This is a genomic window from Lentzea sp. NBRC 102530, from assembly GCF_030269365.1.
Lineage (GTDB): Bacteria > Actinomycetota > Actinomycetes > Mycobacteriales > Pseudonocardiaceae > Lentzea.
Map to the genome: position 1 here is coordinate 477,360 of NZ_BSTF01000005.1, position 26,529 is coordinate 503,888.

The 26,529-nt window shown below is 69.7% G+C and carries 32 protein-coding genes; 16 read left to right on the top strand and 16 right to left on the bottom strand.

All coding sequences use genetic code 11. The annotated features are described in order from the left end of the window. Nucleotides 1–2 precede the first annotated feature (2 nt). Nucleotides 3–536 carry a hypothetical protein gene (locus QSK25_RS16585; RefSeq protein WP_285639248.1) on the top strand — a complete coding sequence of 178 codons (534 nt, stop codon included), beginning with the start codon at nucleotides 3–5 and terminating at the stop codon, nucleotides 534–536. Here QSK25_RS16585 and QSK25_RS16590 read toward each other — a convergent pair. The 4 genes from QSK25_RS16590 to QSK25_RS16605 all read right to left on the bottom strand — a co-directional run bounded on the left by QSK25_RS16590 (nucleotide 520) and on the right by QSK25_RS16605 (nucleotide 2,973). Next, nucleotides 520–1,419 carry a hypothetical protein gene (locus QSK25_RS16590; RefSeq protein ID WP_285639249.1) on the bottom strand — a complete coding sequence of 300 codons (900 nt, stop codon included), beginning with the start codon at nucleotides 1,417–1,419 and terminating at the stop codon, nucleotides 520–522. The two genes, QSK25_RS16585 and QSK25_RS16590, sit on opposite strands and share 17 nt — an antisense overlap. Nucleotides 1,420–1,562: 143 nt before the next feature. After that, the gene (locus QSK25_RS16595) at nucleotides 1,563–1,865 is read right to left on the bottom strand and encodes a type VII secretion target (RefSeq protein ID WP_285639250.1); all 303 of its coding nucleotides are present in this window, start codon (nucleotides 1,863–1,865) and stop codon (nucleotides 1,563–1,565) included. 28 nt (nucleotides 1,866–1,893) lie between these two features. Then, nucleotides 1,894–2,472 carry a YbaB/EbfC family nucleoid-associated protein gene (locus QSK25_RS16600; RefSeq protein ID WP_352235957.1) on the bottom strand — a complete coding sequence of 193 codons (579 nt, stop codon included), beginning with the start codon at nucleotides 2,470–2,472 and terminating at the stop codon, nucleotides 1,894–1,896. A 126-nt stretch (nucleotides 2,473–2,598) separates the two neighbouring features. Next, on the bottom strand, nucleotides 2,599–2,973 hold the full coding sequence (locus tag QSK25_RS16605) for an FKBP-type peptidyl-prolyl cis-trans isomerase (RefSeq protein WP_285639252.1): 375 nt from the start codon (nucleotides 2,971–2,973) through the stop codon (nucleotides 2,599–2,601). 170 nt (nucleotides 2,974–3,143) lie between these two features. Here QSK25_RS16605 and QSK25_RS16610 point away from each other — a divergent pair, with 170 nt between their 5' ends. Continuing rightward, a complete protein-coding gene (locus QSK25_RS16610) occupies nucleotides 3,144–3,950 on the top strand; it encodes a S1 family peptidase (RefSeq protein WP_285639253.1) in 807 nt (268 codons plus the stop codon). 56 nt (nucleotides 3,951–4,006) lie between these two features. After that, complete coding sequence (locus QSK25_RS16615; protein ID WP_285639254.1) at nucleotides 4,007–5,953, top strand: beta-propeller domain-containing protein; 1,947 nt, start codon at nucleotides 4,007–4,009, stop codon at nucleotides 5,951–5,953. Here the strand turns inward: QSK25_RS16615 and QSK25_RS16620 are convergent. After that, nucleotides 5,943–6,701, bottom strand: a complete 759-nt coding sequence (locus tag QSK25_RS16620; protein ID WP_285639255.1) for an EI24 domain-containing protein — start codon at nucleotides 6,699–6,701, stop codon at nucleotides 5,943–5,945. The two genes, QSK25_RS16615 and QSK25_RS16620, sit on opposite strands and share 11 nt — an antisense overlap. Nucleotides 6,702–6,799: 98 nt before the next feature. Here QSK25_RS16620 and QSK25_RS16625 point away from each other — a divergent pair, with 98 nt between their 5' ends. After that, on the top strand, nucleotides 6,800–8,050 hold the full coding sequence (locus QSK25_RS16625) for a helix-turn-helix domain-containing protein (RefSeq protein ID WP_285639257.1): 1,251 nt from the start codon (nucleotides 6,800–6,802) through the stop codon (nucleotides 8,048–8,050). 83 nt (nucleotides 8,051–8,133) lie between these two features. Further along, the gene (locus QSK25_RS16630; protein WP_502881852.1) at nucleotides 8,134–8,388 is read left to right on the top strand and encodes a hypothetical protein; all 255 of its coding nucleotides are present in this window, start codon (nucleotides 8,134–8,136) and stop codon (nucleotides 8,386–8,388) included. Here the strand turns inward: QSK25_RS16630 and QSK25_RS16635 are convergent. Next, nucleotides 8,385–9,128, bottom strand: coding sequence for a GNAT family N-acetyltransferase (locus tag QSK25_RS16635; RefSeq protein ID WP_285639258.1), 744 nt, complete (start codon nucleotides 9,126–9,128; stop codon nucleotides 8,385–8,387). The two genes, QSK25_RS16630 and QSK25_RS16635, sit on opposite strands and share 4 nt — an antisense overlap. 29 nt (nucleotides 9,129–9,157) lie before the next feature. Here QSK25_RS16635 and QSK25_RS16640 point away from each other — a divergent pair, with 29 nt between their 5' ends. Further along, nucleotides 9,158–9,523 carry a hypothetical protein gene (locus QSK25_RS16640; RefSeq protein WP_285639259.1) on the top strand — a complete coding sequence of 122 codons (366 nt, stop codon included), beginning with the start codon at nucleotides 9,158–9,160 and terminating at the stop codon, nucleotides 9,521–9,523. On the opposite strand, the gene QSK25_RS16645 is transcribed toward QSK25_RS16640, so the two are convergent. Beyond that, nucleotides 9,494–10,414, bottom strand: a complete 921-nt coding sequence (locus QSK25_RS16645) for a YihY/virulence factor BrkB family protein (RefSeq protein WP_285639260.1) — start codon at nucleotides 10,412–10,414, stop codon at nucleotides 9,494–9,496. The genes QSK25_RS16640 and QSK25_RS16645 overlap by 30 nt on opposite strands. Beyond that, nucleotides 10,401–10,586 carry a hypothetical protein gene (locus QSK25_RS16650; RefSeq protein ID WP_285639262.1) on the bottom strand — a complete coding sequence of 62 codons (186 nt, stop codon included), beginning with the start codon at nucleotides 10,584–10,586 and terminating at the stop codon, nucleotides 10,401–10,403. The genes QSK25_RS16645 and QSK25_RS16650 overlap by 14 nt, the downstream gene beginning before the upstream one ends. Nucleotides 10,587–10,665: 79 nt before the next feature. Between QSK25_RS16650 and QSK25_RS16655 the strand changes: the two genes are divergently transcribed. Beyond that, the gene (locus QSK25_RS16655; RefSeq protein ID WP_285639263.1) at nucleotides 10,666–12,279 is read left to right on the top strand and encodes a hypothetical protein; all 1,614 of its coding nucleotides are present in this window, start codon (nucleotides 10,666–10,668) and stop codon (nucleotides 12,277–12,279) included. Here the strand turns inward: QSK25_RS16655 and QSK25_RS16660 are convergent. The 4 genes from QSK25_RS16660 to QSK25_RS16675 are packed head-to-tail and all read right to left on the bottom strand — an operon-like array spanning nucleotide 12,272 to nucleotide 15,846. After that, nucleotides 12,272–13,414, bottom strand: a complete 1,143-nt coding sequence (locus QSK25_RS16660) for a cysteine desulfurase-like protein (RefSeq protein WP_285639265.1) — start codon at nucleotides 13,412–13,414, stop codon at nucleotides 12,272–12,274. The genes QSK25_RS16655 and QSK25_RS16660 overlap by 8 nt on opposite strands. A gap of 4 nt (nucleotides 13,415–13,418) precedes the next feature. After that, nucleotides 13,419–14,015 (bottom strand): TetR/AcrR family transcriptional regulator, encoded by a 597-nt coding sequence (locus QSK25_RS16665; protein WP_285639267.1) that lies wholly within the window; start codon nucleotides 14,013–14,015, stop codon nucleotides 13,419–13,421. Then, nucleotides 14,003–14,668 carry a YqeB family protein gene (locus tag QSK25_RS16670; protein WP_285639270.1) on the bottom strand — a complete coding sequence of 222 codons (666 nt, stop codon included), beginning with the start codon at nucleotides 14,666–14,668 and terminating at the stop codon, nucleotides 14,003–14,005. The genes QSK25_RS16665 and QSK25_RS16670 overlap by 13 nt, the downstream gene beginning before the upstream one ends. A gap of 38 nt (nucleotides 14,669–14,706) precedes the next feature. Next, a complete protein-coding gene (locus tag QSK25_RS16675; protein ID WP_285639272.1) occupies nucleotides 14,707–15,846 on the bottom strand; it encodes a GNAT family N-acetyltransferase in 1,140 nt (379 codons plus the stop codon). 55 nt (nucleotides 15,847–15,901) lie between these two features. Here QSK25_RS16675 and QSK25_RS16680 point away from each other — a divergent pair, with 55 nt between their 5' ends. The 3 genes from QSK25_RS16680 (at nucleotide 15,902) to QSK25_RS45580 (ending at nucleotide 18,598) form a co-directional block, all read left to right on the top strand. Further along, a complete protein-coding gene (locus QSK25_RS16680; protein WP_285639274.1) occupies nucleotides 15,902–16,402 on the top strand; it encodes a DinB family protein in 501 nt (166 codons plus the stop codon). 82 nt (nucleotides 16,403–16,484) lie between these two features. Continuing rightward, nucleotides 16,485–17,390 (top strand): NADP-dependent oxidoreductase, encoded by a 906-nt coding sequence (locus tag QSK25_RS16685; RefSeq protein ID WP_285639277.1) that lies wholly within the window; start codon nucleotides 16,485–16,487, stop codon nucleotides 17,388–17,390. Nucleotides 17,391–17,461: 71 nt separating this feature from the next. After that, nucleotides 17,462–18,598: an endonuclease gene (locus QSK25_RS45580; RefSeq protein WP_502881853.1), complete on the top strand. Its 1,137-nt coding sequence runs from the start codon at nucleotides 17,462–17,464 to the stop codon at nucleotides 18,596–18,598. Here QSK25_RS45580 and QSK25_RS16700 read toward each other — a convergent pair. Next, a complete protein-coding gene (locus QSK25_RS16700) occupies nucleotides 18,585–19,031 on the bottom strand; it encodes an NUDIX hydrolase (RefSeq protein ID WP_502881854.1) in 447 nt (148 codons plus the stop codon). The genes QSK25_RS45580 and QSK25_RS16700 overlap by 14 nt on opposite strands. Nucleotides 19,032–19,057: 26 nt before the next feature. Here QSK25_RS16700 and QSK25_RS16705 point away from each other — a divergent pair, with 26 nt between their 5' ends. After that, the gene (locus QSK25_RS16705; RefSeq protein WP_285639281.1) at nucleotides 19,058–20,119 is read left to right on the top strand and encodes a DNA polymerase IV; all 1,062 of its coding nucleotides are present in this window, start codon (nucleotides 19,058–19,060) and stop codon (nucleotides 20,117–20,119) included. Nucleotides 20,120–20,147: 28 nt separating this feature from the next. Next, the gene (locus QSK25_RS16710; protein ID WP_285639282.1) at nucleotides 20,148–20,357 is read left to right on the top strand and encodes a hypothetical protein; all 210 of its coding nucleotides are present in this window, start codon (nucleotides 20,148–20,150) and stop codon (nucleotides 20,355–20,357) included. Here the strand turns inward: QSK25_RS16710 and QSK25_RS16715 are convergent. Continuing rightward, a complete protein-coding gene (locus tag QSK25_RS16715; protein WP_285639283.1) occupies nucleotides 20,336–21,079 on the bottom strand; it encodes a class I SAM-dependent methyltransferase in 744 nt (247 codons plus the stop codon). The two genes, QSK25_RS16710 and QSK25_RS16715, sit on opposite strands and share 22 nt — an antisense overlap. An 18-nt stretch (nucleotides 21,080–21,097) precedes the next feature. On the opposite strand from QSK25_RS16715, the gene QSK25_RS16720 reads away from it, so the two are divergent. From QSK25_RS16720 to QSK25_RS16735, 4 genes are all read left to right on the top strand, one after another. After that, nucleotides 21,098–21,982, top strand: coding sequence for a hypothetical protein (locus QSK25_RS16720; protein WP_285639284.1), 885 nt, complete (start codon nucleotides 21,098–21,100; stop codon nucleotides 21,980–21,982). A gap of 157 nt (nucleotides 21,983–22,139) precedes the next feature. Continuing rightward, entirely contained in the window at nucleotides 22,140–22,319 is a 180-nt protein-coding gene (locus tag QSK25_RS16725; RefSeq protein WP_285639285.1) for a DUF397 domain-containing protein, read from the top strand. A gap of 170 nt (nucleotides 22,320–22,489) precedes the next feature. Then, nucleotides 22,490–23,353, top strand: coding sequence for a helix-turn-helix domain-containing protein (locus QSK25_RS16730; RefSeq protein WP_285639286.1), 864 nt, complete (start codon nucleotides 22,490–22,492; stop codon nucleotides 23,351–23,353). Between the two features lie 283 nt (nucleotides 23,354–23,636). After that, complete coding sequence (locus QSK25_RS16735; protein WP_285639287.1) at nucleotides 23,637–25,223, top strand: TIR domain-containing protein; 1,587 nt, start codon at nucleotides 23,637–23,639, stop codon at nucleotides 25,221–25,223. A 50-nt stretch (nucleotides 25,224–25,273) separates the two neighbouring features. On the opposite strand, the gene QSK25_RS16740 is transcribed toward QSK25_RS16735, so the two are convergent. Together QSK25_RS16740 and QSK25_RS16745 are read right to left on the bottom strand one after the other, a co-directional pair. Continuing rightward, nucleotides 25,274–26,164, bottom strand: coding sequence for an SRPBCC domain-containing protein (locus QSK25_RS16740; protein WP_285639288.1), 891 nt, complete (start codon nucleotides 26,162–26,164; stop codon nucleotides 25,274–25,276). A 3-nt stretch (nucleotides 26,165–26,167) separates the two neighbouring features. Beyond that, on the bottom strand, nucleotides 26,168–26,479 hold the full coding sequence (locus QSK25_RS16745) for an ArsR/SmtB family transcription factor (protein ID WP_285639289.1): 312 nt from the start codon (nucleotides 26,477–26,479) through the stop codon (nucleotides 26,168–26,170). Nucleotides 26,480–26,529 lie beyond the last annotated feature (50 nt).

Consider the following 26,529-nt stretch of genomic DNA (forward strand, 5'->3'; position numbering starts at 1 on the left):
CGGTGCTGATCCGAGTGGCTGACTGGGAACGCATCCGCTCCGGCGAGATCACCCTGCAGTTCCGGCGCTGGAAACGGCCGACCGTGCGCGCGGGCGGGACGCTGCGGACGTCGCGGGGCGTCCTCGCGATCGACGCGGTGGACGTCGTGACGAGGGTGACGCGGGCCGAGGCGGTGGCGGCCGGGTTCCCGACCGTCGTGGCACTGAAGTCCGCTGTGGACGGACGTGAGGGCGCGCTTTACCGCATCCGCCTGCGTTTCGTGGGAGAAGATCCGCGGGTCGAACTGCGGTCGTCGTCCGATGTGGACGGAACAGTGCTGCCGGAGGACAAGCTCGCGTTGCTGCGGCTGATCGCCGCGAACCCCGGGGTGCGCGCCGCGGACCTGGCCGCTTCGATCGGCCGCGAGAAGCTGCCGTTCAAGGCGGACGTCCGCACTCTGAAGGCGAAGGGGCTCACCGAGTCCCTGGAGGTCGGGTACGCCTCTCCCCGCGAGGAGAGGCGTACCTGCGAACCCTGGACTAACCCTGGCCGGTGATGATCGAGACGGCCTTGTCCTGCGTCTGCTCGTTGACCTCGGCGACCTGGAAGTTGCGCGACACGGCGTGCGCCACCAGCTCGGGCTCCGGCGGCAGGCCGTACTTGCGCAGGTAGTGCGGCACCGCGCCGGCCCAGATCCAGGTGCCGTCGGTGCGGAAGTTGAGCGGCACGTCCTGCTCACCGGTCTGCGAGAACTCGTCGGTGTCGTAGCTGCGCGCGGCCAGCACGACCGGCGCCGACTCGAGGTAGTTCAGCAGGCCGTCGACGAGCTGCGGGTCGACCGGCTGGCGGTTCACCACGATGCGGCCGTCGTCGTTCTTGCCGTCGTACACACGAGCAGTGCGCAGCTCGTCCGAAGCACCCTGCTGGGCCGCAGCGGGCGGCACCTGGAACTCCTGCTGCGGGGGCTGCGGCTGCTGCTGGGGTTCCGGCTCGGGCAGCGGCGGCAGACCCACGCGCTGGCGCCACCAGTCCGGGATCATCCGGTCGGGCCGCGGGAACGTCTGCAGCTCGTCGCGGAACCCGATGGGCGGCGGAGCGTTGCGCCAGCGCGGCTCGTCCTCGGCGTTGAAGTCCACCGTGAACGCCGCGGGCGCCTCGATCTCGTAGGTCGCGCTCAGCCACGTGCCACGCTCGGGGTGGTACATGCCCCCGCGCAGGTGGCCGAACATCTGCACGACGTCCATCGGCGGCCGCACCGGGCGCAGCTGGCCGTCGGGCCCGGCGAACGCCAGGTCGACCTCGATGTGCCGCCCCGCCGCGCGGTACTCGGCCCGGATGCGCTGCCAGCCCTGCGGTACGGCCGGCAGCATGGCACGGCCGATCTGCCGCACGAGCTGCTGCTGGTCCTGTTCGCTCAGCGGTGTCGCCGGCTGGCTCATGTGGTCCTCGCCCCTCTCCCCGTGAAAGCCCGCTGATCTTATCGGGCTACCGCGACGGGCGCGGGCCGGTCGTCCGTCCCGCGCCGTTCACACAACTCTGAGTGGGTGGTTCCCCGTCGTGGAGGGCGCGAACGAGGGACGCGTCACGCCCCGCCCTTGAGGGCGCGGGTGATCTGGTCCTCGACCTCCTGGTAGTGCTTGGCGGTGTCGGTGACCTTCTTCGCGGTCGCGTCCATGGCCTCCGCGGCACCCTTCAGCGCGTCGAGACCCCACTGCTCCACGGGGTCGAGCAGCATCCGGAACGGCTGGCAGATGATGCCGTACGCGTCCGTCGGCATCGACACGGTGTTGGCCGCGTCGACCGCGCCCTGCAGCCGGCCCTGCAAGCCCTCCAACGCTTTCGCGTGCGCTTCCAGGACGTCGGACGTGACGTTGAAACCGGTCATGGAGAACCCCCCTCAGGGTCGGGACGGATCAGGTGAGGACGGACTCGCCGCCGAAGTCGTCGTCATCGTCCCTCGGCGGGCGACGGCGCTGGGGAGGCGGTGGCGCCTGGCGGGACGGAGGAGGCGGTGGTGCCTGGCGGGACGGGGGCGGCGGTGCGTCGTCCTCGACCCGGAAGTTCATCTCGTTGCGGTCGTACGGCGTGCGCGCCGGCTCTTCCGCGGGAGGGGCCGGGAAGTTCTTCTTGGCCTCGTTGAACAGCACGTTGGCCGTCTCGTCCTGCGTGCCGATGGTCTCGGCCATGGCCGACTGCAGCAGTTCGGGGATGCGGGACTGGGCGCGCTGCAACAGCTTCATGATCTCGCCGCTGACCTCGGCCATGCGCTTGCTCGAGGCGGACTCGTTGATCACGAGGTTCTGCAGGATGCCGTTGGACCCGACCAGGATCTCGATGGAACCGTCCTGGGAGCGCTCGGAGATCGTCATCCCCTGCACGCGCGTCGCCATCTCCTGGTAGCGCGCGGCGCGTTCCTGGATGCTCTGGTTCCAGTTCGCGAGCATCTGCTCGGATCCGGCGATGTCCTCGGGCACCGGGTACTTCCCTCCCACAACGGCAGCGGACTCAAAGGATGACGCAGCCGGGCTCGCTCCCGTTCCGCCACGGGGTCAAATCGGCCGGAAAGACCAACGACGCCCCACCCGATCGGACCAGTGGGGCGTCGTCGAGTTCAAGACTCAGTTCACGCCCAGCAGGTCGACGACGAAGATCAGCGTCTCGTTGGGCTTGATCACGCCACCGGCGCCGCGCGCGCCGTAGCCCAGGTGCGGCGGGATGACCAGCTTGCGGCGGCCACCGACCTTCATGCCCTGGACGCCCTGGTCCCAGCCCTGGATGACGCGGCCGCCACCGAGCGGGAACTGGAACGCCTCGCCGCGGTCCCAGGACGCGTCGAACTGCTCACCGGTCGAGTGCGACACACCGACGTAATGCACGGACACGAACTGACCGGCCGTGGCCTCCGCGCCCTCGCCGACGGTGATGTCCTCGATCAGCAGTTCGGCGGGCGCCGGGCCGTCGTGCGGGTCGACCTCAGGCTTCGTGGGGGCCATCACAACTTCCTCTCGGAACGGGGTTGTTCGCGCTCGATCCAATCACGCGGACACGGGCGCGGCTGAACGGCCTACGCGGACCAGCCCTACCCACCCCACTGGAACTCATGTCTTTCTTTAACGACCAACGGCCCTGCAGCCGTCGGTCACAACAGAAGAAGGAGACGATCATGGCGGCAACCCTGCACCGCCTCCGGTCACTGCTCGGCGCGGCACTGGCGGCGGCAACGCTGTCCATGGCCTGCGTCAGCGTGGCCGAAGCAGCTCCGGTCCCCACCGCCGACGGCGAGTTCGGCACCCAGATCGTCGGTGGCACGCGCGCGAGCACGTCCACCTACCCCTGGGTCGTCTACCTGGCCACGAGCAGCGGTTTCCAGTACTGCGGCGGCACTCTCGTCGCACCGAACAAGGTCGTCACCGCGGCGCACTGCACCGTCGGCGACGCGGCGTCCGCCGTGCGGGTCGTGGCGGGCCGCGACGACAAGAACTCCACCGCGGGCACGGTCGCGCGCGTCACGCGGATCTGGATCCACCCGAGCTACCGCGACGTGACCCGCGGCTACGACGTCTCGGTGCTCACGCTCGACCGCAACCTCTCGCAGACCCCGATCCCGTTCGCCACGTCGGCGGACAGCGCGCTCTACGCCGCGGGCACCAGTTCGACGATCCTCGGCTGGGGCACCACGTCGTCCGGTGGCTCGGCGTCGCGCTACCTGTTGCGCGCCACCGTTCCGCTGACGAGCAACACCAGCTGCTCCAGTTCGTACGGCAGCGACTTCAACGCCACGCACATGGTGTGCGCCGGGTACGCCCAGGGCGGCACCGACACCTGCCAGGGCGACTCGGGTGGCCCGCTGGTGGCCGGCGGCAAGCTGATCGGCATCACGTCGTGGGGCGAGGGCTGCGCGGCGGCCGGGTACCCCGGTGTGTACGCGCGCGTCTCCGCCTACGCGGCGCAGATCCAGGCGCAGCTGTAGGAAATCGGGCCGGAAAGGGCGGCAACCCTTTCCGGCCCGGCTTACGTCCTCTGGACATGAACGGCAAGAAGCTGTTGGCCGGTGCCGCCGTGCTGGCCGTCGCCGGGGTGAGTGTGAGCTCCGCGGTGCGCGACGACACCCTCGCGCCACCACCGATCGTGGACCACGGGCCCGTGCGTCTCGTCGCGTTCGACTCGTGCGACAACGCATTGACCGAACTTCGCCGCGCCATGTCGCCGTACGTCAGCGCGTACGGCCTCGGCGGACGGCCGCAGATCTTCACCATGGGCGACGCGACGACCAACTCCGCGGGCAACGCGGAGAAGGCGATGCCGTCCACCCCTCCCGCGCAACAGCAGGAGCACTCGACCACGAACGTCCACGAGCAGGGCGTCGACGAGCCGGACATCGTGAAGACGGACGGGAAACGCGTCGTCTCGATCGCCGACGGCAAGCTGCGCATCATCGACGTCGCCACCAGGGCCGTCACGGGCGTGGTCGACCTCGGTGACCGGTACGCGAGCCAGCTGCTGGTGCAGGGCGACCGCGCGCTGGTCGTCGCCAACAGCCCCATGAGGATCGAGAAGCCCGCACTGCCACCGGACATGCCCTCGTTCGCGCCGGAGTCCGGCACCGAGCTGATCCTCGTGGACCTCAAGGCGCTCAAGGAGATCAGCAGCCTCAAGACCGACGGCTACTACCTCGACGCCCGCCAGGTCGGCGGCACCGCGCGGGTCGTCGTCCGCTCGCAGCCGCGCCTGCCGTGGGTCTACCCGAACGAGACGACGAACGAAGCGGGATCGTTGCGCCGCAACAGGGAGATCCTGCAGAGCGAACCCATCCAGGCGTGGCTGCCGCGCTACGAGCTGAACGAGAACGGCGCCAGGTCGAGCGGAACGCTGGTCGACTGCGCGAACGTCAGCCGCCCCGCGGCACCGAGCGCGACGTCGATGCTGACCGTGCTGACGTTCGACCTGTCCGGCAAGCTCGGCACCGGCCAGCCCGTGTCGATCATCGCCGACGGCGACACGGTGTACGGCACGGACCGCAGCCTCTACGTCGCCGACGACCACCGCTTGCTGCCCGAACTCCCTTCCCGGCCACCGGTCCAGCGCCCGATCACGACGGCGATCCACCAGTTCGACATCAGCCGGCCCGGGCCGCCCGAGCACGTGGCGTCCGGGGACGTGAGCGGCACGCTGCTCAACCAGTACTCGCTCTCGGAGCACGACGGGGTGTTGCGGGTCGCCACCACCACGGGCACGGAAACGCGGTGCTGCTGGCGGGTGCCGACGGACCAGGCGAACACGCCGGCGCCCCCGCCGTCGGAGAGCTTCGTGACGACCCTGCGCCGCGACGGCAACCAGCTCGCGAAGGTCGGCCAGGTCGGCGGTCTGGGCAAGGGCGAGCGGATCTACAGCGTCCGGTTCATCGGCAAGATGGGCTACGTCGTCACGTTCCGCCAGACGGACCCGCTCTACACACTGGACCTCAGCGATCCCAGGCAGCCCAGGGTCACGGGAGAGCTGAAGATCACCGGCTTCTCCGCGTACCTGCACCCGGCGGGCGACGGGAGGCTGATCGGCGTCGGCCAGGAGGCGAACGACCAGGGCCGCACGCTCGGCACCCAGGTGTCGCTGTTCGACGTGCGCAATCCCGCGGCACCGCAACGGCTTGCGCAGTACCACCTGCCGGACAGCAACTCCGAGGCCCAGTTCGACCCGCACGCGTTCCTGTTCTGGCCGCAGGACGGCACGCTGGTGATCCCCGTGACGGCCTACAAGACCTACCAGGAGATCTCGTCGGTCGTGCTGCGCGTCGACGGTGACCAGCTGCGCGACGGCGGCAAGATCGTCGAGCCGCAGACCGGCACCAACTACGGCGGCGGTCAGCGGCGCACGATCGTCATCGGCGACCAGCTGTGGTCGATCTCGGCGTCCGGCGTGCAGGTCAACGCCCGCAACGGCCTGACGCAGCAGGCCTGGCTGCCGTTCACGCGATAGGAGCGCGGTCTCCGTTGAGCAGGCGGTGCGCGAGCACCGTGCCGCCTGCCATCGCGGCCGGGATGACGATCAGCGCGGCCAGCGGGATCAGGCACAGCAGGTAGGTCGGCACCGCGAGGCCGAGCACCAGGCCGCGGCGCGTCTTGAGGATCTGCCTGCGCTGCTTGAACGACCGGCCGCGGCGGGTGAACGGGATGCCGGTGAGCTCGATGCCGAGCAGGTAGCCGTTGATGCACACGGCGAGCACCGGCACGACCGTCTGGCCGATGACCGGGATGAAGCCGCAGAAGAACAACGGGATCGCGAACGCGATCGAGGTCGCGACGAGCAGGAGCGTGCTGCGCAGCCCGACCACGAACCCGCGCCACCAGCCGATCTGCTCCGCGTCCGGCACGCCGCCCAGTTCGTCCTCGACCTCTTCCGCGATGTACTCGTAGAACGGGCCGCCGATCATCAGCGTGATCGCGGTGAACAGCAGCACGCTCAGCCCGAGGACCGCGGCGACCACCGAAATTCCGACGGCGACCTCGACGACGGACTTCCAGGTGTCGCTCCAGGAGTCCGCGAACCCGGTCAGCCAGCCGGCCACCGAGTCGATGTTGGTGAGCAGCACCGCCCATCCGGTGATCATGAGAACAGCCGTGATGACGGCGGGCAACGCACCCATGAGCACGCGCTTGGGGGAGCTGAAAACCAGGCTGAACCCGCGCAGCAGAAGACCGACACCAGCACCGAAGTCCTTGATCACGGCCGCAGGATAGTCGGTTTCGTCCCGTGTTGAGACGAGGTGGAGCGAATTCGCGAGGAGCGTCATGATGGCGGACCGAGCCGCAGGAGGCGTCGAGGGTGAGCGATCCGGCTGAGAACGCTGTCGTCCCGGACGGACCGCTGCCCACGTTGCCGCCGTCCACCTGGGAGTCGAAGGAGATCGGGGACGCGGTCGCGGGCGCGTCACCGGGCGCGGTCGTCGCGTTCGCGCGCAAGGCGCACGGCCTGCGCCAGGACGAGCTGGGCACGCTCGCCGGGTTCTCCCAGTCCGCGATCTCCCGGCTGGAGTCCGGCAGCAACATCGCCTACGACCTGCGCGTGCTGCGGACGTTGCAACGCCTCCTCGGCATCCCCGCGCACCTGCTCGGGCTCACCGACCGCACGGTGCCGGTGCGCTCCGGTGACGTCGTGACCGGCCTGGAGGGCAAGGCGTTGATGGCGTTGTGCGCCTCCGCCGTCTTCAACTCCGACGACGACGCGGTCAGCCAGTTGCTCGTGCTGCGAAGGATCATCAACGACGCGCACAACTGGCGTGCGACCGGTGCGTTGATGCCTGCCGTTCGTGGCATGTACGGCGTCATCGACACGTTGCGCCGCAACGCGCGCGGGGACGTTCGTCGGCGATTGCTCGGCACGGGCGCGATGTACGCGGAGTTCTACGGCTGGCTCTACGAAGAGGTCGGCGACATGCACAGCGCCTGCACGTGGACGTCCCGCGCGTTGGAGCAGGGGCAGGCCGCGGACGACAGGGACGTCGTCGCGTACTGCTACGTGCGGCTGAGTCAGCTCGCCGAGGCCGACGGCGACGACGATCGCGTCATCGGGCTGGCCCGTGCCGCACAACGAGAGACGGGCGTGAGGCCGGTCGTGCGCGCGATGGCGGTGCGACAGGAAGCACGCGGTCTTGCGCGCGCGGGCCTGCACGCCTCCATGACGCGCTTCGACCTCGCACGGTCGTTGGTGCAGGACGTCGAACGGCCGCGCACGGACGAGTACTCGATCGGCTACTGCTTCACCGACCTGCACGTCGAGCTGCAACGGGCCGCGTCGATGGTCGACCTCGCGGACCACCGTCGCGCCATCGACGCGTACACGACGCTCATGCCGCGGTGGGGCAGCGTCTGCCAATGGGAACAGGGCGTGCACACGGCGACCCTCGCCTATGCGCACGCGGCCACCGGAGACGTGGAGCGGGCCGCCGAACTGGGGCTGGTGGCGCTGGACCTGGCCAGCCAGACGGGCTCGCAGCTCATCGTCACCGAACTGGCCAGGCTCGTCCCGTGGGCCGCCACACCGGCGATGGCCGAGCTGACCGCCCGGCTGCGTTAGGTCCGTATGCGAGTTCCGCATACGGGACCCGCAATTCGCGTCGAGCCCTCCCCGTTCCCGCGGGGAGGCCGCACGATCCAACTGTGAGCATGCCTGTGCTGCTGGTCCGCAAACGCGTGGGTGTCGTCGGAGAGACGCAACGCACGTGCCACCTCGTACCCGTACCCGTACCCGTACCCGTACCCGTACCCGAAGACGACACCTTGCTCGCGTTGACCGCCTACTGCGGTGAGCTCATCCAGGAGGGCGAGGCCGAACTGCTGGCCCAGCCCTCCGGCATGCCGTGCGTCGGCTGCCTGTTCCGCGTCCCCGTGCCGCGCGACGAGCGCCGGCCCTAGGGCGCGGCGACGCAGGCCGTTCCGACGCGGCGGAAGCCGACCCGTTCGTAGACCCGCGCGATCTCCGGACTGCCCGCCGAGAGGAACACCAGCTCGGCGCCGCGGTCCAGGGCGTCGCGCGCCAGTTCCGCCGTGACCGCGCCACCGAGGCCACGGCGCCGTGCCGCCGGCAGCGTGCCGACCCCGACGACCTCCACGACGTCACCCGCCCGTTGCGCGGTGCCGACCGCCAGCACGCCCTCGCCCGGCAGGTCGGCCACCGCGTGCCGGTGCCGGGTGGCCGCGGGGACCGCCGCCGCGAGCGCCGCGTCCCGTTCGGCGGTGCCGACCACGCCGGCCCCCGTCCCCGGCGAGCCGAACGCGAGCTCCGCCACGACGTTCACCTCGGCCGGGCGGGTGCCGAGCACGCGCACGTGCGGATGCCGTTCGGGCAGCCGTTCCGGATCGAGCACCAGCAACGGAGCCTGGAGCACCTCCAGCCCGGCCTGCCGGGCGACGTCGAGCAGACCCGGCGTCGTCTCGTGCACCCACTCGAGCGCTTCGGGCACCTCGAGCTCGCGTTGCCGGGCCCGCACCCCCAGCACGTCCTCGACACTCGGATCGCCGCCGGGGAACCGGGGCCGCGCGTAGTACGGGTAGCCGTCGCCCGCCTGCACGAACAGCACGAGCTCGCCGTGCTCCTCGACGCGGGCGCCCGCTCTGGGCACGGAGTCGTAAAAGGTCTCGAGAACGTTCCACACGGCTGCGCAGGGTAGTTAGATTTGGCCGCATGACGCACGGCATTTCCCGCCTGGCGCTGGCCGCGCTCCTGCTTCTCGGCGCGTGCGGCAGCGAGCAGCAGTTCGCGAGCCCCGGCGACCCGCAGCCGTCGCCCAGCGGGAACTTCGTCGTGCACGCCGAGAGCGACAGCGAGGTGCGGGTGACCGACCGCGACGGCGCCGAGGTGTTCCGCAAGACCTACGCGCACGACCGGGTCTACGAGGGAGACGGCGTCGGCGCGGTATGGCTGTCCGGGAAGGACCAGCTGTGGGTGATCGTCCCGCGCGGCGGCGCCGAACGCGTCGAGGCGGGGCCGGACGGGCGGTGGACCGCCGTGCCGGACGAACTACCCGGGGAGATCACGCGGATGGGGTGACGGGTCGCTCTCGCCCTCGGTGAGGCGGCGGCCGCGCTCCAGTTCCGCGTCGAACTCGGCGCCGAGCAGCACCGCGATGTTCGAGATCCACAGCCACACCAGGAAGACGATCACGCCACCCAGCGAGCCGTAGGTCTTGTTGTAGGAGGCGAAGTTCGCCACGTAGATCGCGAAGCCGACGGTCGCGAGCGCCCACAGCACGATCGCGAGCAGGCTGCCGGGCGTGACCCAGCGGAAGCCGGGCTGCCGCACGTTCGGCGCGGCCCAGTACAGCACCGCGAACGCGAGGCTCACCAGCAGCAGGATGACGGGCCACTTGGCGATGTCCCAGACCGTCACGACCGCGTCGCCGAGACCGATCGCGTCGCCCACGGCGTCCGCGACCCCGCCGGTCAGCACGAGCGCGCCGAGCGTGATCGACACCAGCACGACCGAGCCGAGCGTGAGGCCGAGCCGCAACGGCACCGTCTTCCAGAACGGGCGGCCCTCCTCGACGTCGTACACGGCGTTGCACGCGCGCATGAACGCCCCGAGGTAGCCCGACGCGGTCCACAACGCGGTCAGCAACCCGACGATGCCGAGCAGACTGGCGGCGTTCTGGCTCTTCTGGAGCTCCTCGATGGACGACTTCACCAGGTCGCCCGCCTGTCCCGGCGCGACCTGGTCGACGTACTTCAGCAACTCCTGCGTGGTCGTGTCGCCGAGCAGGGCGAGCACGGACGTCAGCACGATGATTCCTGGGAACAGCGACAGCACCGCGTAGTAGGTGAGCGCGGCCGCCCAGTCCGTCAGGTTGTCGTCGTTGAACTCCTTGACCGTCCGCTTGAGAACGCCCCACCAGGCGCGTTTCGGCAACCCGGTGGGGCCTTCGACGGTCTTACCTGCGGGCACGACGCCAGCCGAAGGAGCGGGTGCCGCTGCCGACACCGGCGAGGTGCAGCGCGAGCAGCAGCAGTCCGAGCACGACGAGCGTGTTGGCGGTGATCACGTCACCGAGTCCGGTCTTCGCCAGATCGAGGATCAGGGCGAGGCCGAACGACACCGCCGCGATGATGGCCAGCATGTCCACCTCCTGAGTTAGTGACCTGCGATTACCCGTTCCACCGAGGGGGAATCGCGCCGTTCGGAGCAATGGACGTGTCATGATCCCTGCCGTGGACGTGCAGCGCTGGCAGGCAGCCGCGGTTCCGTGGTGGGTGACCAAGGCCGGCCTCGTCGTCGGGTGGATGGTCGCCCTCTACGTGTCGCTGAGTGCGAACGTGGCGCCGTGCACGGCAGCTCAGCCGTGTTTGCCCGATCCGTTGTTCTCTCTCGCGGTGGTGCCGTTGCTGGCCACGCCGTTGCTGTTGTTGTTCGGCCGTGTGCTCACGGGCTGTGCGATGGGCGTGTTGTTCGGTGTGCTGGACATCGGGCTCGACGGCAGTGCGGTGGCCAACGTGGCGTTCGGGCTGCACGCCGGTGCGTGTGCGGTGGTGGCGGCCTGGACGTTGAGGTCGCGGGCGGACCAGCACGACGCGGCGGGCACGGCCCTGGTGTCGTTGCCGGACCTGCCGCCGCAACGCGGGGTGCTGCGCGTGGTCGCGGTGCTGCTGGTGCTGTTCGGGTTCCTCACGTTCGTGCAGTACAGCCTCACCAACGACGAGATCGAACGGCACATCGCGAACTCCAGCCGGGTGCAGGCCGAGGTCGTCGAGGTCAAGAACACCTACGAGGTGTGGGTGGAGCTGCCGGACCGGCAACGGGCCTCGTTCGAGCCGCTCGCGCCGGAGACGTACCAGGTCGGCGACGACGTGCCGGTGCTCGCGGACGGCTCGTGGGTGCGGATGGAGAACGAACCCGAGGACGTCACGTGGTGGCTGACCCTCGGCGGTGCGGCGGTGTTCGCCGCGATCATGCTGGCCGCCCGCGAACGGCGGCGGCGCGCGCTGTGGAACGTGCCGGTGAAGGCGCTGCGGATGCAGGCGCACCCGGTCGGGCCGCGCCGGATCCTGTTGCGCTACCAGAAGAAGGACATCGCGACCATCACCACGCTCGCCGACCTGGGGCTGGAGGAACCGCTCTACCACGACACCGAGCAGTTCGGTGCGGTCTGGCGCGGCGAGGAGGACCCGCCGTTGCAGCACGACCCGGTCGAGGTGCTCGTCGCGGGGGAGTGGCACCACGGCGGGCAGGTGGCGGTGCTGGTCGAGGGCACGGTCGTGGCCACCAGCACGCTGAACCGGGTGCGGCCGCGGCACACCGTCCACAGTGCACACCTGCCGGGCGTTCCGGTCACCGCGGGCACGCCGGTGCAGCTGCCGCACGCGATCTGGCCGGGGGACCGCCGCCGGGTCGAGGGGGTGCTGCTGTCGCTGGGCGCCGTCGGGGCGTTGATCGCGTTGAAGCACTACCCGGAACTGATCGTGCTCGGGCTGATCGGAGTGCAGTGCGTGCTGTCGGCGGTGACGCGGTTCCAGCCGATGCTGCGCCTCGACCACAACGCCGTCGTGCTCTACACCGGCGTCTTCACCTACCGCGTGCCGTGGGCGCAGCTGCACGGCGTGCGCCGCTCCGGTCCGCAGCTCATGCTCGCGTTCGGCCCGCACGGAGACGTGCTGACCACACCGCACCTGCCCGACGCGGAAGCCGGCGAGAAGCTGATGTGGGCCCGCTCCCGGTCGTTGATCGCCGACCACCACGGTGACCGCGTCACCCGCAGGCTCAACATCAGCGTGCTGGCCGGTGCTCTCTACGCCGGGCTGGTGCTGTTCACCTGAGCTTGGCCACGGCCTGGAGCAGCCGGTCCACATCGGACTCGTCGGTGTACGGGCCGATGCCCGCCCGCACGGCGCCCTTGTCGCCCAGACCGAGCCAGCGCGAGCACTCGATCGCGTAGAAGTGGCCGGCCGGCGCGTTCACGCCCTCGGCGCCGAGCCGCCGGTACACCTCGGCGGGGTCCAGGCCGTCGACCGAGAACAGCACGGTCGGCGTGCGCAGCGCGGCCTTGCTGTAGACGCGGACGCCGAGTTCCTTCAGCCCGGTCTCCATCTTCTCGCGCAGACCGAGTTCGTACTCCTCCAGGCCTTCGAGCGTGCGCATGAACTCCACCGCCGCCGTCGTCCCGGCCAGCAGCTCGTACGGCAGGGTGCCCAGCTCGAACCGTTCCGGCACGGCGTTGGTCGACGGCAGCAGCTTGTCCGGCCGCAACGTCTCCAGCAGCTCCGGCGCCGCCGCCAGCACGCCGAGGTGCGGGCCGAGGAACTTGTACGGCGAGCACACGAAGAAGTCCGCGTCCAGCGCCTCGACGTCGACCGGCACGTGCGGGGTGTAGTGCACGCCGTCGACGTACACGAACGCCGCCATCTCGTGCGCCGCCCGCGCGATCTCGGCGACGTCCGGCCGGGTGCCGAGCAGGTTCGACGCGGCGGTGATCGCGACGACGCGGGTGCGGTCGGAGAGCAGCTTCGTCACGGCCTCGACCGGCAGCTCACCGGTCGTGCGGTCGAACGGCGCCCACCGGACCGTGGCGCGCGCTGCCTCGGCGGCCTGCACCCACGGCCGGATGTTCGCGTCGTGGTCGATCCTGGTCACGACTATCTCGTCACCCGGACGCCAGTTCTTCGACAGCGTGCGGGCGAAGTCGTAGGTCAGCTGCGTCATGCTGCGGCCGAACACGATGCTGCCCGCGTTGAGGAACTCGGCCATCGTGCGCCGTGCGGTCCGCACGATCTCCTCGGCGCGGCGTTCGGAGGCCGTGACGGAGCCGCGGTTGGACACCGCCGAGGTCAGCGTCTCCCTGACCGCGTCGGCGACGACGTCGGGCACCTGCGCGCCGCCGGGACCGTCGAAGTGCGCGGCACCCTCGCGCAACGCGGGGAAGTGGGCGCGGACCGCTGCGACGTCGTAAGCCATGCCCTCATGGTGCTTCAGCACCCACGAATCGGGAAAGGATCAACCGGAGGGTGCTCACCTGAGCGGCCGCGTCGAAGTCGGGGTCGATCAGCCTGCCGAACAGCGCGTCGACGAGGCCCTGCGTCCAGCTCGCGGCGTCCAGGGCGCTCACCGGCAACGCGATCCGGCCCGCGTCGTGCGCCTGCTGGAACAGCACGGCCAGCTCGTCGCGCACGACCTGCTCGTTGCGGCCGACGAGTTCCCACAGTTCGGCGTCGCGGCTCGCCTGCGCGACCACCTCCAGCACCAGCCCGGCGACGGCCCGGTCGAGCGCGGGCGCGCACAGGTGGTCGACCATCAGCAGGACGCCGTCCCACGGGTCGAGCGCGCGCGCCTTCGCCAGCATCGAGGCGTTGTCCCCGGCGTCCTGCACGAAGATCTCGCGGAAGATCGCCCGCTTGGTGGGGAAGTAGTGGAAGAGACTGCCTGTGCTGATCTCGGCGGCCTTGCAGATGTCCGCGACGGTCGTGCGCTCGAAGCCCTTCTGGGCGAACAGGCCCGCGGCGGTGTCGGTGATGTGCCGCTTCTTCTCCGCGTGCTTGACCGGGTCTACCGTTCGCACCTGTAGTACTGCCTCTTCTTCTCGTCCCGCACGGCCACGCCGCGCTTGCGGATCTCCCGCGCCAGCTCCGCGGCCTCCTCGTGCTCGTACTTCGAGAGGGCCTTCCGGCGGGCCGTGAACAGCGCGTTCACGTCCGCGGGCAGATCGGGCGCGTGCTCCACCCACATCTTGAACTCGGTCGCGAACGGGTCGGAGTGCCGCCAACGGTAGCCCTGCTCGGTGAAGGCCTGCTCCAGCCGCGCCCGGCTGAGGTCCGACGTCTCGCGGGCCAGTTCGGCGCCGCTGGGCGAGAGCAGCACGAGCTGCTTGCCGTCCGCGAACGCCGACTCGACCTGGTCGCGGCCGAAGTCGAACGTCTTGTCGTCCTTGCGCAGCGTGACCCGCCCGGCCGAGACCTCCACGGACAGCATCTCGCTCGCCCAGACCAGCGCCAGCACGAAGCCCGCGACCGCCCCGGCGACGAGCGCCCCCAGCGTCACCCACGGCTGCGGCAGCCCGGCCACCGTCTCGAAGATCCCCTGGAACGGGAACCACTTCAGCGTCGTGATCCACCCGGCTGCCAGCGTGAGCCCCCACGCCGCGGCGGCGCCGGCGACCGGGCACGCGACCCAGATGCCGTAACGGACCGCCGCGCTCTCCTGCACCGTCGTCATGCGGCCAATACTAGACCGAGCGCTCGGTTTATTCTGGTTCACGGCAGGTAGAAGGTCAGCAGATCGCTCGTGACCGGCGGGAACAGCTTCAACATCAGGTCCTTCTTCGGGCCGGGGTAGACGTCGGGGAAGATCCGGCGCAGGCCGTCCATGCCGTGCGGGCCGAACAGCAGCGGCGCCAGCAGGTCCGGTGCGATGCCCGCGCCGCCCTGCGCGCCGGGGCCCTGCATCGTGCCGCCCCACTCGCCGGGGCCGAGGTCCTCGCCGTCCCAGTGGAAGCGGACGTGCGTGCGGTAGAAGCTGAGCACGACGTCGTCGGGCGCGTGGCCGCGCAGGCGTTCGGCGAAGACCGGGCGCAGGTGCTCGAACAGGGCCGGGACGTCCGGGACGCGGACCATGACCTGGTCCAGTTCCGGGTTCCTGGGCGCGAGGTGCGGCTCCAGCGCCGGGTGGCGTTCGCCCACCTCGGCCGGGCGGAGCTCCGCCACCAGTGCCTTGACGCCGTCGTCGTCGCCCGCGATCTCGCCGAGCACGACGTCGCCTTCTTCTTCGGGGGTGCTGCGGCCCGTGGCGACCGGGACGCCGTCGCGTTCGACGATCCACGTGAGGGAGCCGGTGCGGTTCAGCAGCCAGCGCCAGCACGGCGTGGTGTGGCCCATGCGCAGCCCGGCGTCCCGCTGGGCGCGGTCCTGGAGTTCCTGCAGGGCGGGGATGTCGGCCTCGGTGGCCCTGCGGATCACGTGGCCCGCGACGGGTCCGGGCCTGCTGAGCAGTGCGCGGTTCTGCCTGACCGGGATGGCGTAGGCGTAGCCGAACTGGCGGTAGAAGTACGGGACGCCCATCACGAGTTGGAGCAGGTGACCGCGCTCGGCGGACCTGTCGTGCGCCCAGCCCATCAGCTCGCGCACCAGGCCCCTGCCCTCGTACGCGGTGTCGGTGGCGACCTGCTCGACCTGGCCGGTGGGGATGTCGCGGCCGGCGAGCGTCACCGTCTCGTCCATCAGCGTGGCGGTGGAGACGATCCGGCCGCCGTCGTCGGCGACCCCGACCCAGTCGCACCCCGCCTCCGGATCGGTCATCAGCAGGCGGGCGTCGACGCCGTCGCTGGGGTCGTGGCGCGAGACCACGAGCTTCTCGACCTGGTCCACGTCTTCGGGGCGCGAGGTGCGAATCTCCACGGCCGGAGTGTTTCCAGGGCGGTCGTTGTCCGCAAACGGATTTACCGTCGTCCGCATGGACTGGAACAGGCAGTTGGCGGACCAGCTCGAATTCCACTGGAACGTGGCGGCGCGGCCGCGGCTCGAAGGCCTGACCGACGCCGAGTACCTCTGGGAACCCGTGGCGGACACGTGGACGGTCCGGGCGAACGAGATCGACTGGGAGTACCCGCCGCCCTCCCCCGCACCGGTCACCACGATCGCGTGGCGGATGGCGCACGTCATCGTGGGCGTGTTCGCGATGCGTTCGGCGTCGCACTTCGGCGGGCCGCCCGCCGACTACGCGACCTGGCCGTTCGCGCAGAGCGCCGACGAGGCGTTGAAGCAGCTGGACGAGGCGTACGAGACATGGATGGCCGGGGTGCGCACGGCGGATCTCGCGAAAGCGGTCGGACCGGCCGAGGGACCGTTCGCCGAGGAACCGATGGCGACGCTGGTGTTGCACATCAACCGCGAGGTGATCCACCACCTGGCCGAGGTCGCCCTGCTCCGCGATCTCTACCTCAGGGAGAGTTAGTCACTCACAAGTGCCTACTTTCTATGAGTTGGCGCTAACTAGAGGATGGTGTCCGTCGAGAACATCGAAGGGGATCATCATCATGCGAGTCATCACGCAGAAGACCGTGGGCGACGCGTCCGTGCTGGAGGTCGCGGAGGTGGCGACGCCGGTGGCCGGACCTGGTCAGGTTCTGGTCAAGGTGGGGGCGGCGGGTGTGAACCCGGTCGACACCTACATCCGTGCCGGCGGGTTCCCGGCGCTGGGCGAACCGCCGTTCACGCTCGGCTGGGACGTCGCGGGCACCGTCGAGCAGGACGCCGAGGGGTTCCAGGCCGGTGACGAGGTCTACGGCCTGCTCACGTTCCCCGGCACCGGCGGCGGGTACGCCGAGTACGCCGTGGTGAACGCCTCCGACCTGGTGCGCCGTCCGTCGTGGCTGACCGTCGAGCAGGCGGGCGCGACGCCGATGGTGGCGTTGACGGCCTGGCAGGCGCTCGTCGGACGCGGTGGTGTTTCGGCTGGTCAGCGCGTGCTGATCCACGCGGCCGCCGGTGGTGTCGGGCACGTCGCGGTGCAGATCGCCAAGGCGCGCGGGGCCTACGTGATCGGCACGGCGTCGGCCGGCAAGCACGACTTCCTGCGCTCGCTGGGCGTGGACGAGGTCGTCGACTACCGCACCCAGGACTTCACCGGGATCGAGCCCGTCGACGTCGTGCTGGACACGATCGGGGGCGAGTACGCCGAACGGTCCGCCCGCGTGCTGAAGCAGGGCGGGGTGCTCGTGTCGATCACTCCCGGCAACCCGGGTTTTGACGTTGACCGAGCTTCCGCGCTCGGCATCCGGTTCGAGCTGTTCCTGAGCGTGACCGCGTCCGGCGCCGATCTCGCCGCGTTGCCGCAGCTCAAGGTGCAGATCGAGCACACCGTGCCGTTGGCGGAGGCCGCGAAGGCGCACGAGCTCGTTTCTTCGGGCCGCACGACGGGCAAGGTCGTCCTGGTGCCGTGACCACTCGTTAACCGAGCGTTGACCATGTGCACCGATCGTGTGCAAAACATCCACACGATCGGGGAGTGCTCATGGCGCGGTGGAGTCCACTTGCCTTAGTCATCGCTCTGTTGGCGGCGGTCGGCCTGTACGGGTCGACCGCCGCTGTCGCAGCAGGGCCCATCACGGTCGCGACCGCGATCGCGTCGCAGGGGACCACCGCGACGGTGTCCGGGTACGTCGTCGGCCAGCCGACGGCGACGAGCACCGTCGTGAAGTCGAACTTCCCCACCGACTACGCGCTCGCGCTGGCCGACTCGGCGTCCGAGAGCAGCACGGCGAAGATGCTCTACGTGCAGATCTCGTCGTCGTTCCGGACGCAGTGGGGTCTGCGGACGAACCCGTCGCTGATGGGCCGCAAGATCGACGTGACCGGTCCTCTCGGCGCGTACTTCTCGCACCCCGGCCTGACCTCGCCGACGGCGTTCGCCTTCTCCGGCACGACGCCACCGCCCACCACCTCCACCACGACGCCACCCCCGTCGGGTGACTACTACGCGGCCGCCAACGGCAAGACGGGTGCCGCGCTGAAGTCGGCGCTCAACGGCATCATCCGCAACCAGACCAAGCTCAGCTACGACCAGGTCTGGGAGGCGCTGAAGGTCACCGACCATGACCCCGGCAACCCGTCCAACGTGATCGGGCTCTACAGCGGCAGGTCCATCGCGAAGTCGAACAACGGCGGCGGCGCCGACCAGTGGAACCGTGAGCACGTCTGGGCCAAATCGCACGGCGACTTCGGCACCGCGACCGGTCCCGGCACGGACGTCCACCACCTGCGCGCCGAGGACGTGTCGGTGAACGCGGCCCGCGGCAACCTGGACTTCGACCTCGGTGGTTCGGCCGTCCACCAGGCGCCGGACAGCCTCGCCGACGGCGACTCGTTCGAGCCGCGCAACGCCGTGAAGGGCGACGTCGCGCGGATGATCTTCTACATGGCCGTGCGCTACGAGGGCAACGACGGCTACGTGGACCTGGAGATCAACAACTCCGTCTCGAACGGCTCCGCGCCGTACATGGGCAAGCTCTCGGTCCTCAAGCAGTGGAACCAGCAGGACCCGCCGGACGCGAACGAGCGCCGGCGCAACGAGCTGATCTACAGCGACTACCAGCGCAACCGGAACCCGTTCATCGACCACCCGGAGTGGGTCGGCTCTATCTGGCCGTGAGTCGTTCGAGGAAGGGGCGTTGCGCGGAGACGATCTTCGCGCTCGCCTCCTCCACGCTGAACCACTGAACGCGGTCGACCTCGGGGAACGTCTTGCGCTGCCCCGACTTCGGCGGCCACTCCATCTCGAACGTGCCGGGCGTGACCGCCCCGGGGTCGAGGTCGCCCTCGAGCGCCCACACCGTGATGACCTTGCCGGAGCCCTTGGCCTCGCCGAGCGGGATCAGCTCGCCGTCCGGCACGGGCAGGCCGAGCTCCTCCTCGAACTCCCGGCGCGCCGCCGCCTCGGGCGTCTCGTCGTCGGTGTGCTCGCCCTTCGGCACGGACCACGCGCCGGCGTCCTTGCGGGCCCAGAACGGGCCGCCCATGTGCCCGAGCAGCACCTCGAGCTGGGTCGTGTTTCTGAACAGCAGGATTCCGGCCGACCGTTTCATACCGCCCATTATCTATTCTGGCCAGCATGGCGGACTGGGTCCTGCACGTGGACCTCGACCAGTTCATCGCGGCGGTCGAGGTGCTGCGTGACCCCTCGTTGCGTGGCAAGCCCGTGGTGGTGGGCGGCAACGGCGACCCGACCGAACGCGCGGTCGTGGCCACGGCGTCCTATGAGGCACGGGAGTTCGGCGTGCGGTCCGGCCTGCCGCTGCGCACGGCGTTCAAGAAGCTCCCGGACGCCGTCTACCTGCCCGTCGACCACGCCCTGTACGAGGCGGCGTCGGCCGAGGTCATGGCCGTGCTGCGGTCGTTCCCGGTGGTCGTCGAGGTGATGGGGTGGGACGAGGCGTTCGTCGGCGTCACCGCGGACGACCCGGTGGCGTTCGCCCGGTCGGTGCAGGAGGCGGTGCTGGCGGCGACCGGCCTGCACTGCTCGGTCGGCATCGGCGACAACAAGCTGCGCGCCAAGATCGCGACCGAGTTCGGCAAACCCGCCGGGGTGTTCCAGCTGACCAGGGAGAACTGGGTCGAGGTGATGGGGCACCGGCCGACGTCCGCGCTGTGGGGCATCGGCGCGAAGACGGCGAAGAAGCTCGCCGAGCTGGGCCTCGAGACCGTGACGGACCTGGCGTCGGCGTCGCCGGACGTGCTGGCCGCCCGGTTCGGGCCGCGGATGGGCCCGTACTTCCGGACCGTCGCGCTCGGCGCGGGCGACACGGTCGTGAGCTCGACGCCGTGGGTCGTGAAGTCCCGGTCGCACGAGAAGACGTTCCAGCAGGACCTGGAGTCGCTGGAGGACGTCCGGCGCGAGGTCGTGGCGCTGGCGCACCAGGTGGCGGCGGACGTCGTGGCCGAGGGACGCCCGGCGGTGCGGGTGGGCGTGAAGGTGCGGTTCGCGCCGTTCTTCACCAAGGTGCGGCTGATGAAGCTGCCCGCGCCGACGTCTTCGGCCGACGACCTGGCCGAGGCCGCTCTGGTCGTGCTGGACCGCTTCGAACACGGCCGGGCGGTACGCCTCCTGGGGGTCCGCGCGGAATTCTCTGACGATGACGTCGAACCGAAGCCTTCTCGTTCGACGTATCAGTAAGTAGAGGATTCACCGCTGGGAGAAGAAGATGACCGACTCACTGACACACCGCGACCGCGCCGTTCTCAGGGCCGTCGCGGACGGCCGCTGCGAGATCGCCGGAACCGCCCTGCTGGTCGACGGCCTGTGCTGCGCCGACCAGTTCGCGGGCCTGCGGCTGCGCATCGCGGGCCTGATCAGCACCCGTCCGGGGCCCGCCGCGCTGACCGACGCGGGCTACGAGATGCTCGCCGCCTGACCTTTGCGGAACACCGACATCAGGTACTTGTTCGAGAACCGGTAGACACCGTCTGCGGTTCGGTACGGCTTCGTCGCGGCCCTGATTCTTTCCGCGACTTCCTCCTCACCTTCCTTTTCGATGATGCGCTGGTAGCTGCCCACGCTCAGGAAGCTGCGCAGCATCGTGGCCTCGTCGGGATGGACCTGGGGGATGTCGATCGTGATTTTCTCCTGTGCCTCAGGCAACTTCGCGCGCGTGCGTCCGCTCTCGCCGCGCACGGCCCGGCCGACCACGAGCACGTCGCTCGGCAGTTCCGGGTGCCACTCGCACACGACCACGTAGTCCTTGCTGACCCGTCGCGCTTCTTCGAACGCCTCGTCGGGATCTGCGGCGAAGAACAGCGCGTTGAACGCCGTGACGACGTCGAAGGTGTTGTCCTGCCAGGGAAGCGGGCCGAGCGGTAGTTCGCGGAACTCCGCGGTGCTCGCCCGCCGGGCCAGCGCGATCATGGTCGGCGAGATGTCGATGCCGGTTGCTTTCGCGCCTGCTTCTGTTGCGAGGGCGCAGAACTCACCGCTGCCACAGGCCAGGTCGAGCACCGTGGTGCCGTGCGTGACGCCGGTGCGTTCGAGCGCCGTCGTCCAGGCGGGTGTGGACATCCCGGCGCCCAGCGCCGCTCGTTGCGCGGCTTTGCGGCCCCACAGTTCGCCTTCCTGCTCCTGCGCTGACTTCTCGTCCATGGTTGCGACCCTAGCCGGGTGATCCACTCGCGTGCCCGCCGTGATCCGGTGGCGGTGGCGCGGATCATGGAGGGCATGAGTGTGCTGGCGCGCGTGCTGCGTGCGGTGGGTGGGGAAGAGGTGCTGGACCGCCTGTCCGGGCTGTCCGGCAGCGACCTGACGACGCTGCTGCTCGCGCTGGCACGGCGGCGGGCCGGAGCGCGGTCGGGCGCGGACGTGGTGCGGCAGTATCGATCCGACCGCTTCGTCGCGCCGGCCGAGGTGCCGTTCGCGGTGCTGCGCGCGGCCGAGGACCGGCTGCTGGCCGCGCTACCGCCGTCGTTCTCGGTGCTGGGCCTCGCGCCGCTGGCGCCGCTCGGCACGTGTTCCGCCGTGGCCGAGATGGACCAGAACAACGTCGTGTCGACCGTGCGCGGCACCGAGGTCGCGGCCGACCCGACCAACGCCCTCGCGCTGGAAGCCGCGCTGCGACGGCGATCCGGCCCTGACGACGTCCGGCTCGCCGCGGTGCAACGGGTGGTGCGCGCGCAACTCTTCCACGGTGCCGGGAGGTTCGCGCACTTCACGTTGTTCGCGGCGGTGTCCGCCGGCCGTGACCGCGGCTCGCTGGCGTTCGAACGCGAGCACTTCGCCGAGCACGTCGAGTACCTGCGCGCCGCCTGCGGTGACGTGGAATTCCGTGTGACGGTGCTGGATCCGCGGTACGAGGTGGTGCGGGGAACGCTGCCCGCCGACCCCTCCCGGCGGACCGGGTACTACAAGGGCTTGTGCTTCAAGGTGTTCCGCGACGGCGTCGAGATCGGCGACGGCGGTTTCGTCGACTGGACCCAGCGCCTGACGGGCAACCGCAAGGAGCGCCTGCTGATCAGCGGCGTGGGCGTTGACCGCTTCGCCACGCTCTGATTGCATGTCATGTCAACAGGTTCTCCGTGCGCGTGTCCTTGAACTGACGCCTTTCTGTCTACTGGATGGCGCACCTCTGGCGGTGTCTCGATCAACTTGCCGGAATTAGGCTCAGGTGTGGCCTTGTCGGGTCGGGGACCTTGCCGGGAGGGCGACGATGGCGGCGGAGCTCACGTGGAAACGCAGTTCGTACAGCGGTCAAGCCAGCGGTGACTGCGTCGAGTGCGCTGGTGACGGCCGAGTGATCTTGCTGAGGGATTCGAAGGACCGCGCTGGCGAGCGCTTGGCGGTTTCGCCGGAGGCCTGGCACGCGTTCCTCCTGCTTGCCCGTTCGTGAAGACGCCGAACGGGTGAAATCCGTCCACTCGGACGGAGTCTCGATTTGATCTGCAGCGCCGCTTTCTGCGATCTTTCCCTCTGATATTGGTCAATTGGTGGTCAACCATTGTGGAGCCCCTCCAATTGAGGGCTACCATTCTGCTACCTAGCAGATTGAGGAGTGGCGCGTTGCCCCGCAAGGAAAGTCCTGTCGTGCTGCAGAAGCGGCTGCTCAGTGAGTTGAAGCAGACGCGGGACGAGCTTGGTCTCAGTCAGCAGGCAGTGGCCGACGCGATGGACTGGTCCGTTTCGAAACTGATCAGGATCGAGAAGGGGGAGAACAAGATCTCCGTCACCGACGTGCAGGCGCTCCTCTTCCACTACGGGGTGCGTGACGACGACCGGGTCGCCGAACTGGTGGGCATCACCAGGGCGATCCGGCAGTCGAAGTCGGCGTGGATGGAGAAGTACCGGGGATCGTTCACCGAGCAGTTCGCCAAGTTCGTCGAGCTGGAGACGGCCGCCGTCCGCATCCGGCAGAGCCAGCTCAACGTGGTGTCCGGACTGCTGCAGACCCCGGACTACGCGCACGCGCTGGTGAAGAGCTATGGAAACACGGACGCGGTGGTCGAGCGGGGCGTCGAGATCCGCATGCACCGCCAGTCGGTGCTGGATCCGGACGGCCCCGACATCTCGATCATCCTCGACGAGTCGGTGCTGCACCGCGTCATCGGCAACGAGGGTGTGCTCCGCCGCCAGCTCATGCGGATCGGGGAGGTCGCGGCGCTGGACCACGTGACCGTCCAGATCCTGCCGTTCTCCGCCGGCATCCACCCGGCGATGAAGGGCTCGTTCTCGATCTTGGAGTTCTCCGAGGGGGAGGAGGACTTCGCTCTGCTGCTCGAACACCCGGGCCGCGACGAGCTGATGACGTCCGGGCCGGAGCTCAAGGAGTTCCTGAACTACTTCATCCAGCTGGAGGGCTTCGCGCTGCCGGCGGAGAAGACGCCCGACGTGATCGACCGACGACTCAAGGAACTAGGAGGGGCCTGAATCGCAATGGCCGGGCGGGTGGCTGCGCCAACAGCCACCCGTCCGATGGCAACCCACAACCGAACCCCAGTCCATTGAGGCGAGGCGATGTCGCCGTAGGCAAGCCTATGACGTTCGACCCCTGATGAGTGCCGCCATCCAGGTCCCGTTCGGGTGATTGGACCTCGCCACACCGGTCTTCGCCGACCGGCGCGCGACCACACCCGCAGGAGGCGCACCATGTGCAATGACACCAGAAATCGCACCCACCCCCTCGTTGTCCATCACGGGAGAGGTCGCTGCGATGGCCATATTCGTTAGCTACAGCAGTAGCGATGGGGGCCCGGCCGCCTCCGCGGTCGTGGGGGCGTTGCGCTCTCGCGGGTTCGACGTGCTGTGGGACGGCGATCTCACGATCATCCACCCACTGTCCATTCCGGCCTGGATGGAGACCGCCGTCCGGGACCGCACGGTCCTCGTCATCGTGTCCGACGACTACCTGAAGGCGTTGCTGTCCAACGACTTCCTCGAGCGCAGGGGAGTGCGCTACGAGGCAGGCCTGGTGCGGCACAAGATCTACCACCACGGTGGCGCGAACGGCTGCGCCGTCCTGCCCGTGGTGCCGCCCGACATCGACGCGAACGCACTGCCGTCCGTCCTGCAGCAGCTGGTGATCCACCGCTTCGATCCCCGCACGTTGCACGGCGAGGAGGAGCTGGTGCGCAGTCTGGGCGCGCTCGAGGTCGTGGAGAACGGGGGTGAGGTCATGCAGGTGGAACAGGGGGTGCACCGCAGTCGCGTCACGTTGGCGGCTCTGGAGGCACATCCGCCGTCGTCCGCGTTCGCCTACCGGCTCGCGCACGACCTGGTGGAACAGGGGGAAGGCGATCTCGAACTCGCCAGGGCCTTCGACTCGGTGGTGGCCGTCGCCAAGGCGCACGGCGACGTCCGGCTGGTCAGCCGGCTGTCGCAGGTGTGCCTGAAGACGCTCTCGTCGACGTTGCCGCTGAAGGGGGAGAGCGCCCTCATGGCCAAGGTCCTCGTGTCCGGCAAGGCCTGGCACCTGCTGCGGGAGCACAGGTTCAGCCAGGCGGCGTCGGTCGCCGAGGAGGGCACGCAGATCGCGAAGAAGTACCGCGACCTGACGACCGCCGCCCGCGGCCAACGCGCCCACGCGCGCGTGTTCCTGCACATGGCGATGGAGGCGATGCCGTACGACCGCGAGTTCTACCTGCGCAACTGCGAGCACCTGCTGATCCTCGCCACGACGCTCTACCGCTCCATCTGCGGACCCACCAGCGAGGAGGTCGGGGTGTGCGCCTCGCTGCACGCGGAGAAGCAGTTGCTGCGGTACGAGATGACCGGTGAACGCGACCTGCTCGCCGGTGCGGGGGAGAGCGCGGGCATCGCCGAGGGGCTGCTGACCCCCGGCACCGAGCCGTACCACTGGCTCACCGTCCTGCAGGCACGCCTGTGCCTCGCGGCGCGGAAGTACAACGAGGGCAAGGAGTTCGTCAGCAGCGTCATCGCCACCGCGGACTTCCCGGAGGTGGTCGCGCGGTCCCACCAGGTGCGCGCCGACCTGCTCCTCGCCACCCGCGAGAAGTCCGAGGCGGTGCGCGACCTGCTCGTCGCCGAGGAGCTGTTCCGCAGGCTCGGCTGCGACTACGCGGCGGCCACCTGCTGGTGGACGATCGCGAAGATCGACTCGACCAAGCTCGTCAGCTTCCGCCTCAGCGCGGCCGACGTGCAACGGCTCGAAGACCTCGCACCCGATCCGCGCGACCGCCGGCTGGCCGTGCTCGCCCACGAACTCCGTGCGGCGAAACGGCTCGGCAGGCGGTGCGTGCCCGACTGGGCGTGCCTCGTCGACCGCGTGCAGCACGCTTGACCCCGCGGCGCGGCCGTTGCGCGACGGCCGCGTCCGGTGGGTTGCGCCGGTCAGCGTCCGGCGTAGCGCTTGGCCAGTTCCTCTTCCCTGTCCGCGGGCCACGGGCCGCGGATCTCGCCCTGCGTGGCCGCGAAGAACAGCTCCAGGCGCACGTGCCACGCCGCGAGCGCCTCCGGGCCGTGGGCGTTCTCCTGCGTCAGCGTCACCGTGGTGCCCTGCAGGGGGACGTGTTCGAACTCCCAGCGCACCTTGCCCCGCGGCTCACCGTCGCGCAGCCACTCGTACTCCAGCACGCGCGGTGCCTCGGCCCTGGTGACCCTGCCCGGCGTGAGGCCGGGGTGAGCTGCCTGAGCGGGCACGGCGTCCTCGGTGTCTTCGGTGCCTTCGGTGAGGAGTTGCCAGGCGTCGTCCAGCGGCGCCCAGACGAGGTCGCGCACGAACCGGATGCCCTCGGGTTCGTCGGTGCCCTCGTCGAGGCCGAACTCCCTGACGTAGTGCTCGATGCGGGAGAACCACTCCGTCGGCGGCTCGAACTCCGCGCCGTCGGCGTGGGCCTCCAGGGCGTCGAGGCAGGTGATCCAGCCGGGGACGTCGCGGCCCACCGAGAGCTTGTTGGTGACGACGGCGGTGAAGACCAGCAGGCAGCCCTCGTCGCGCGGCAGGATCTCGAAGCGCAGCACGTCGCCCGCCCAGCGGAAGGCGAAGACCTTCGGCGGGTCGGACTCCAGCAGTTCGCCCTCGCCGCCGTCGGCGTCCACCGGGGCCGCGTCGGGGAACGTGAAGCGCAGCTTCGTGCCGTCGATCTCCACCTCGGCCGGGAACCAGTGCTTCATCTCGGCGGGTTCGGTGACGACCCGCCAGACCTTCTCCGGCGAGTGCCGCAGCGCGCGTTCGAAGCGCAGCACGGGCTTGCCCTCGATCATCTGCAGTTCGGCGTCCACGGGTCAGTCCCCTTCGATCTCGTCGAGTCGTCGTTCCAGTGCGTCCAGGCTCTTCTCCCACATCCGCCGGTACGGCGCGAGCCAGGCGTCGAGCTCCGCCAGCGGCCCCGCCGACACCCGGTAGAAGCGCTTCTGGGCGTCGATGCGCACCTCGACCAGCCCGGCCTCCCGCAACACCCTGAGGTGCTTCGAGACGGTCGGCTGGGCGAGGGTCAGCCGGTCGACCAGGTCACCGACCGGTCGCTCGCGTTCCCGCAGCAGGTCGAGGATCTCCCGGCGCCTCGGATCCGCCAGCACGGCGAACGTGGATGCCATGCGGGCAACATAGCTCTGCTGGAATATAAGCGCCAGTGGTACCACTGGTC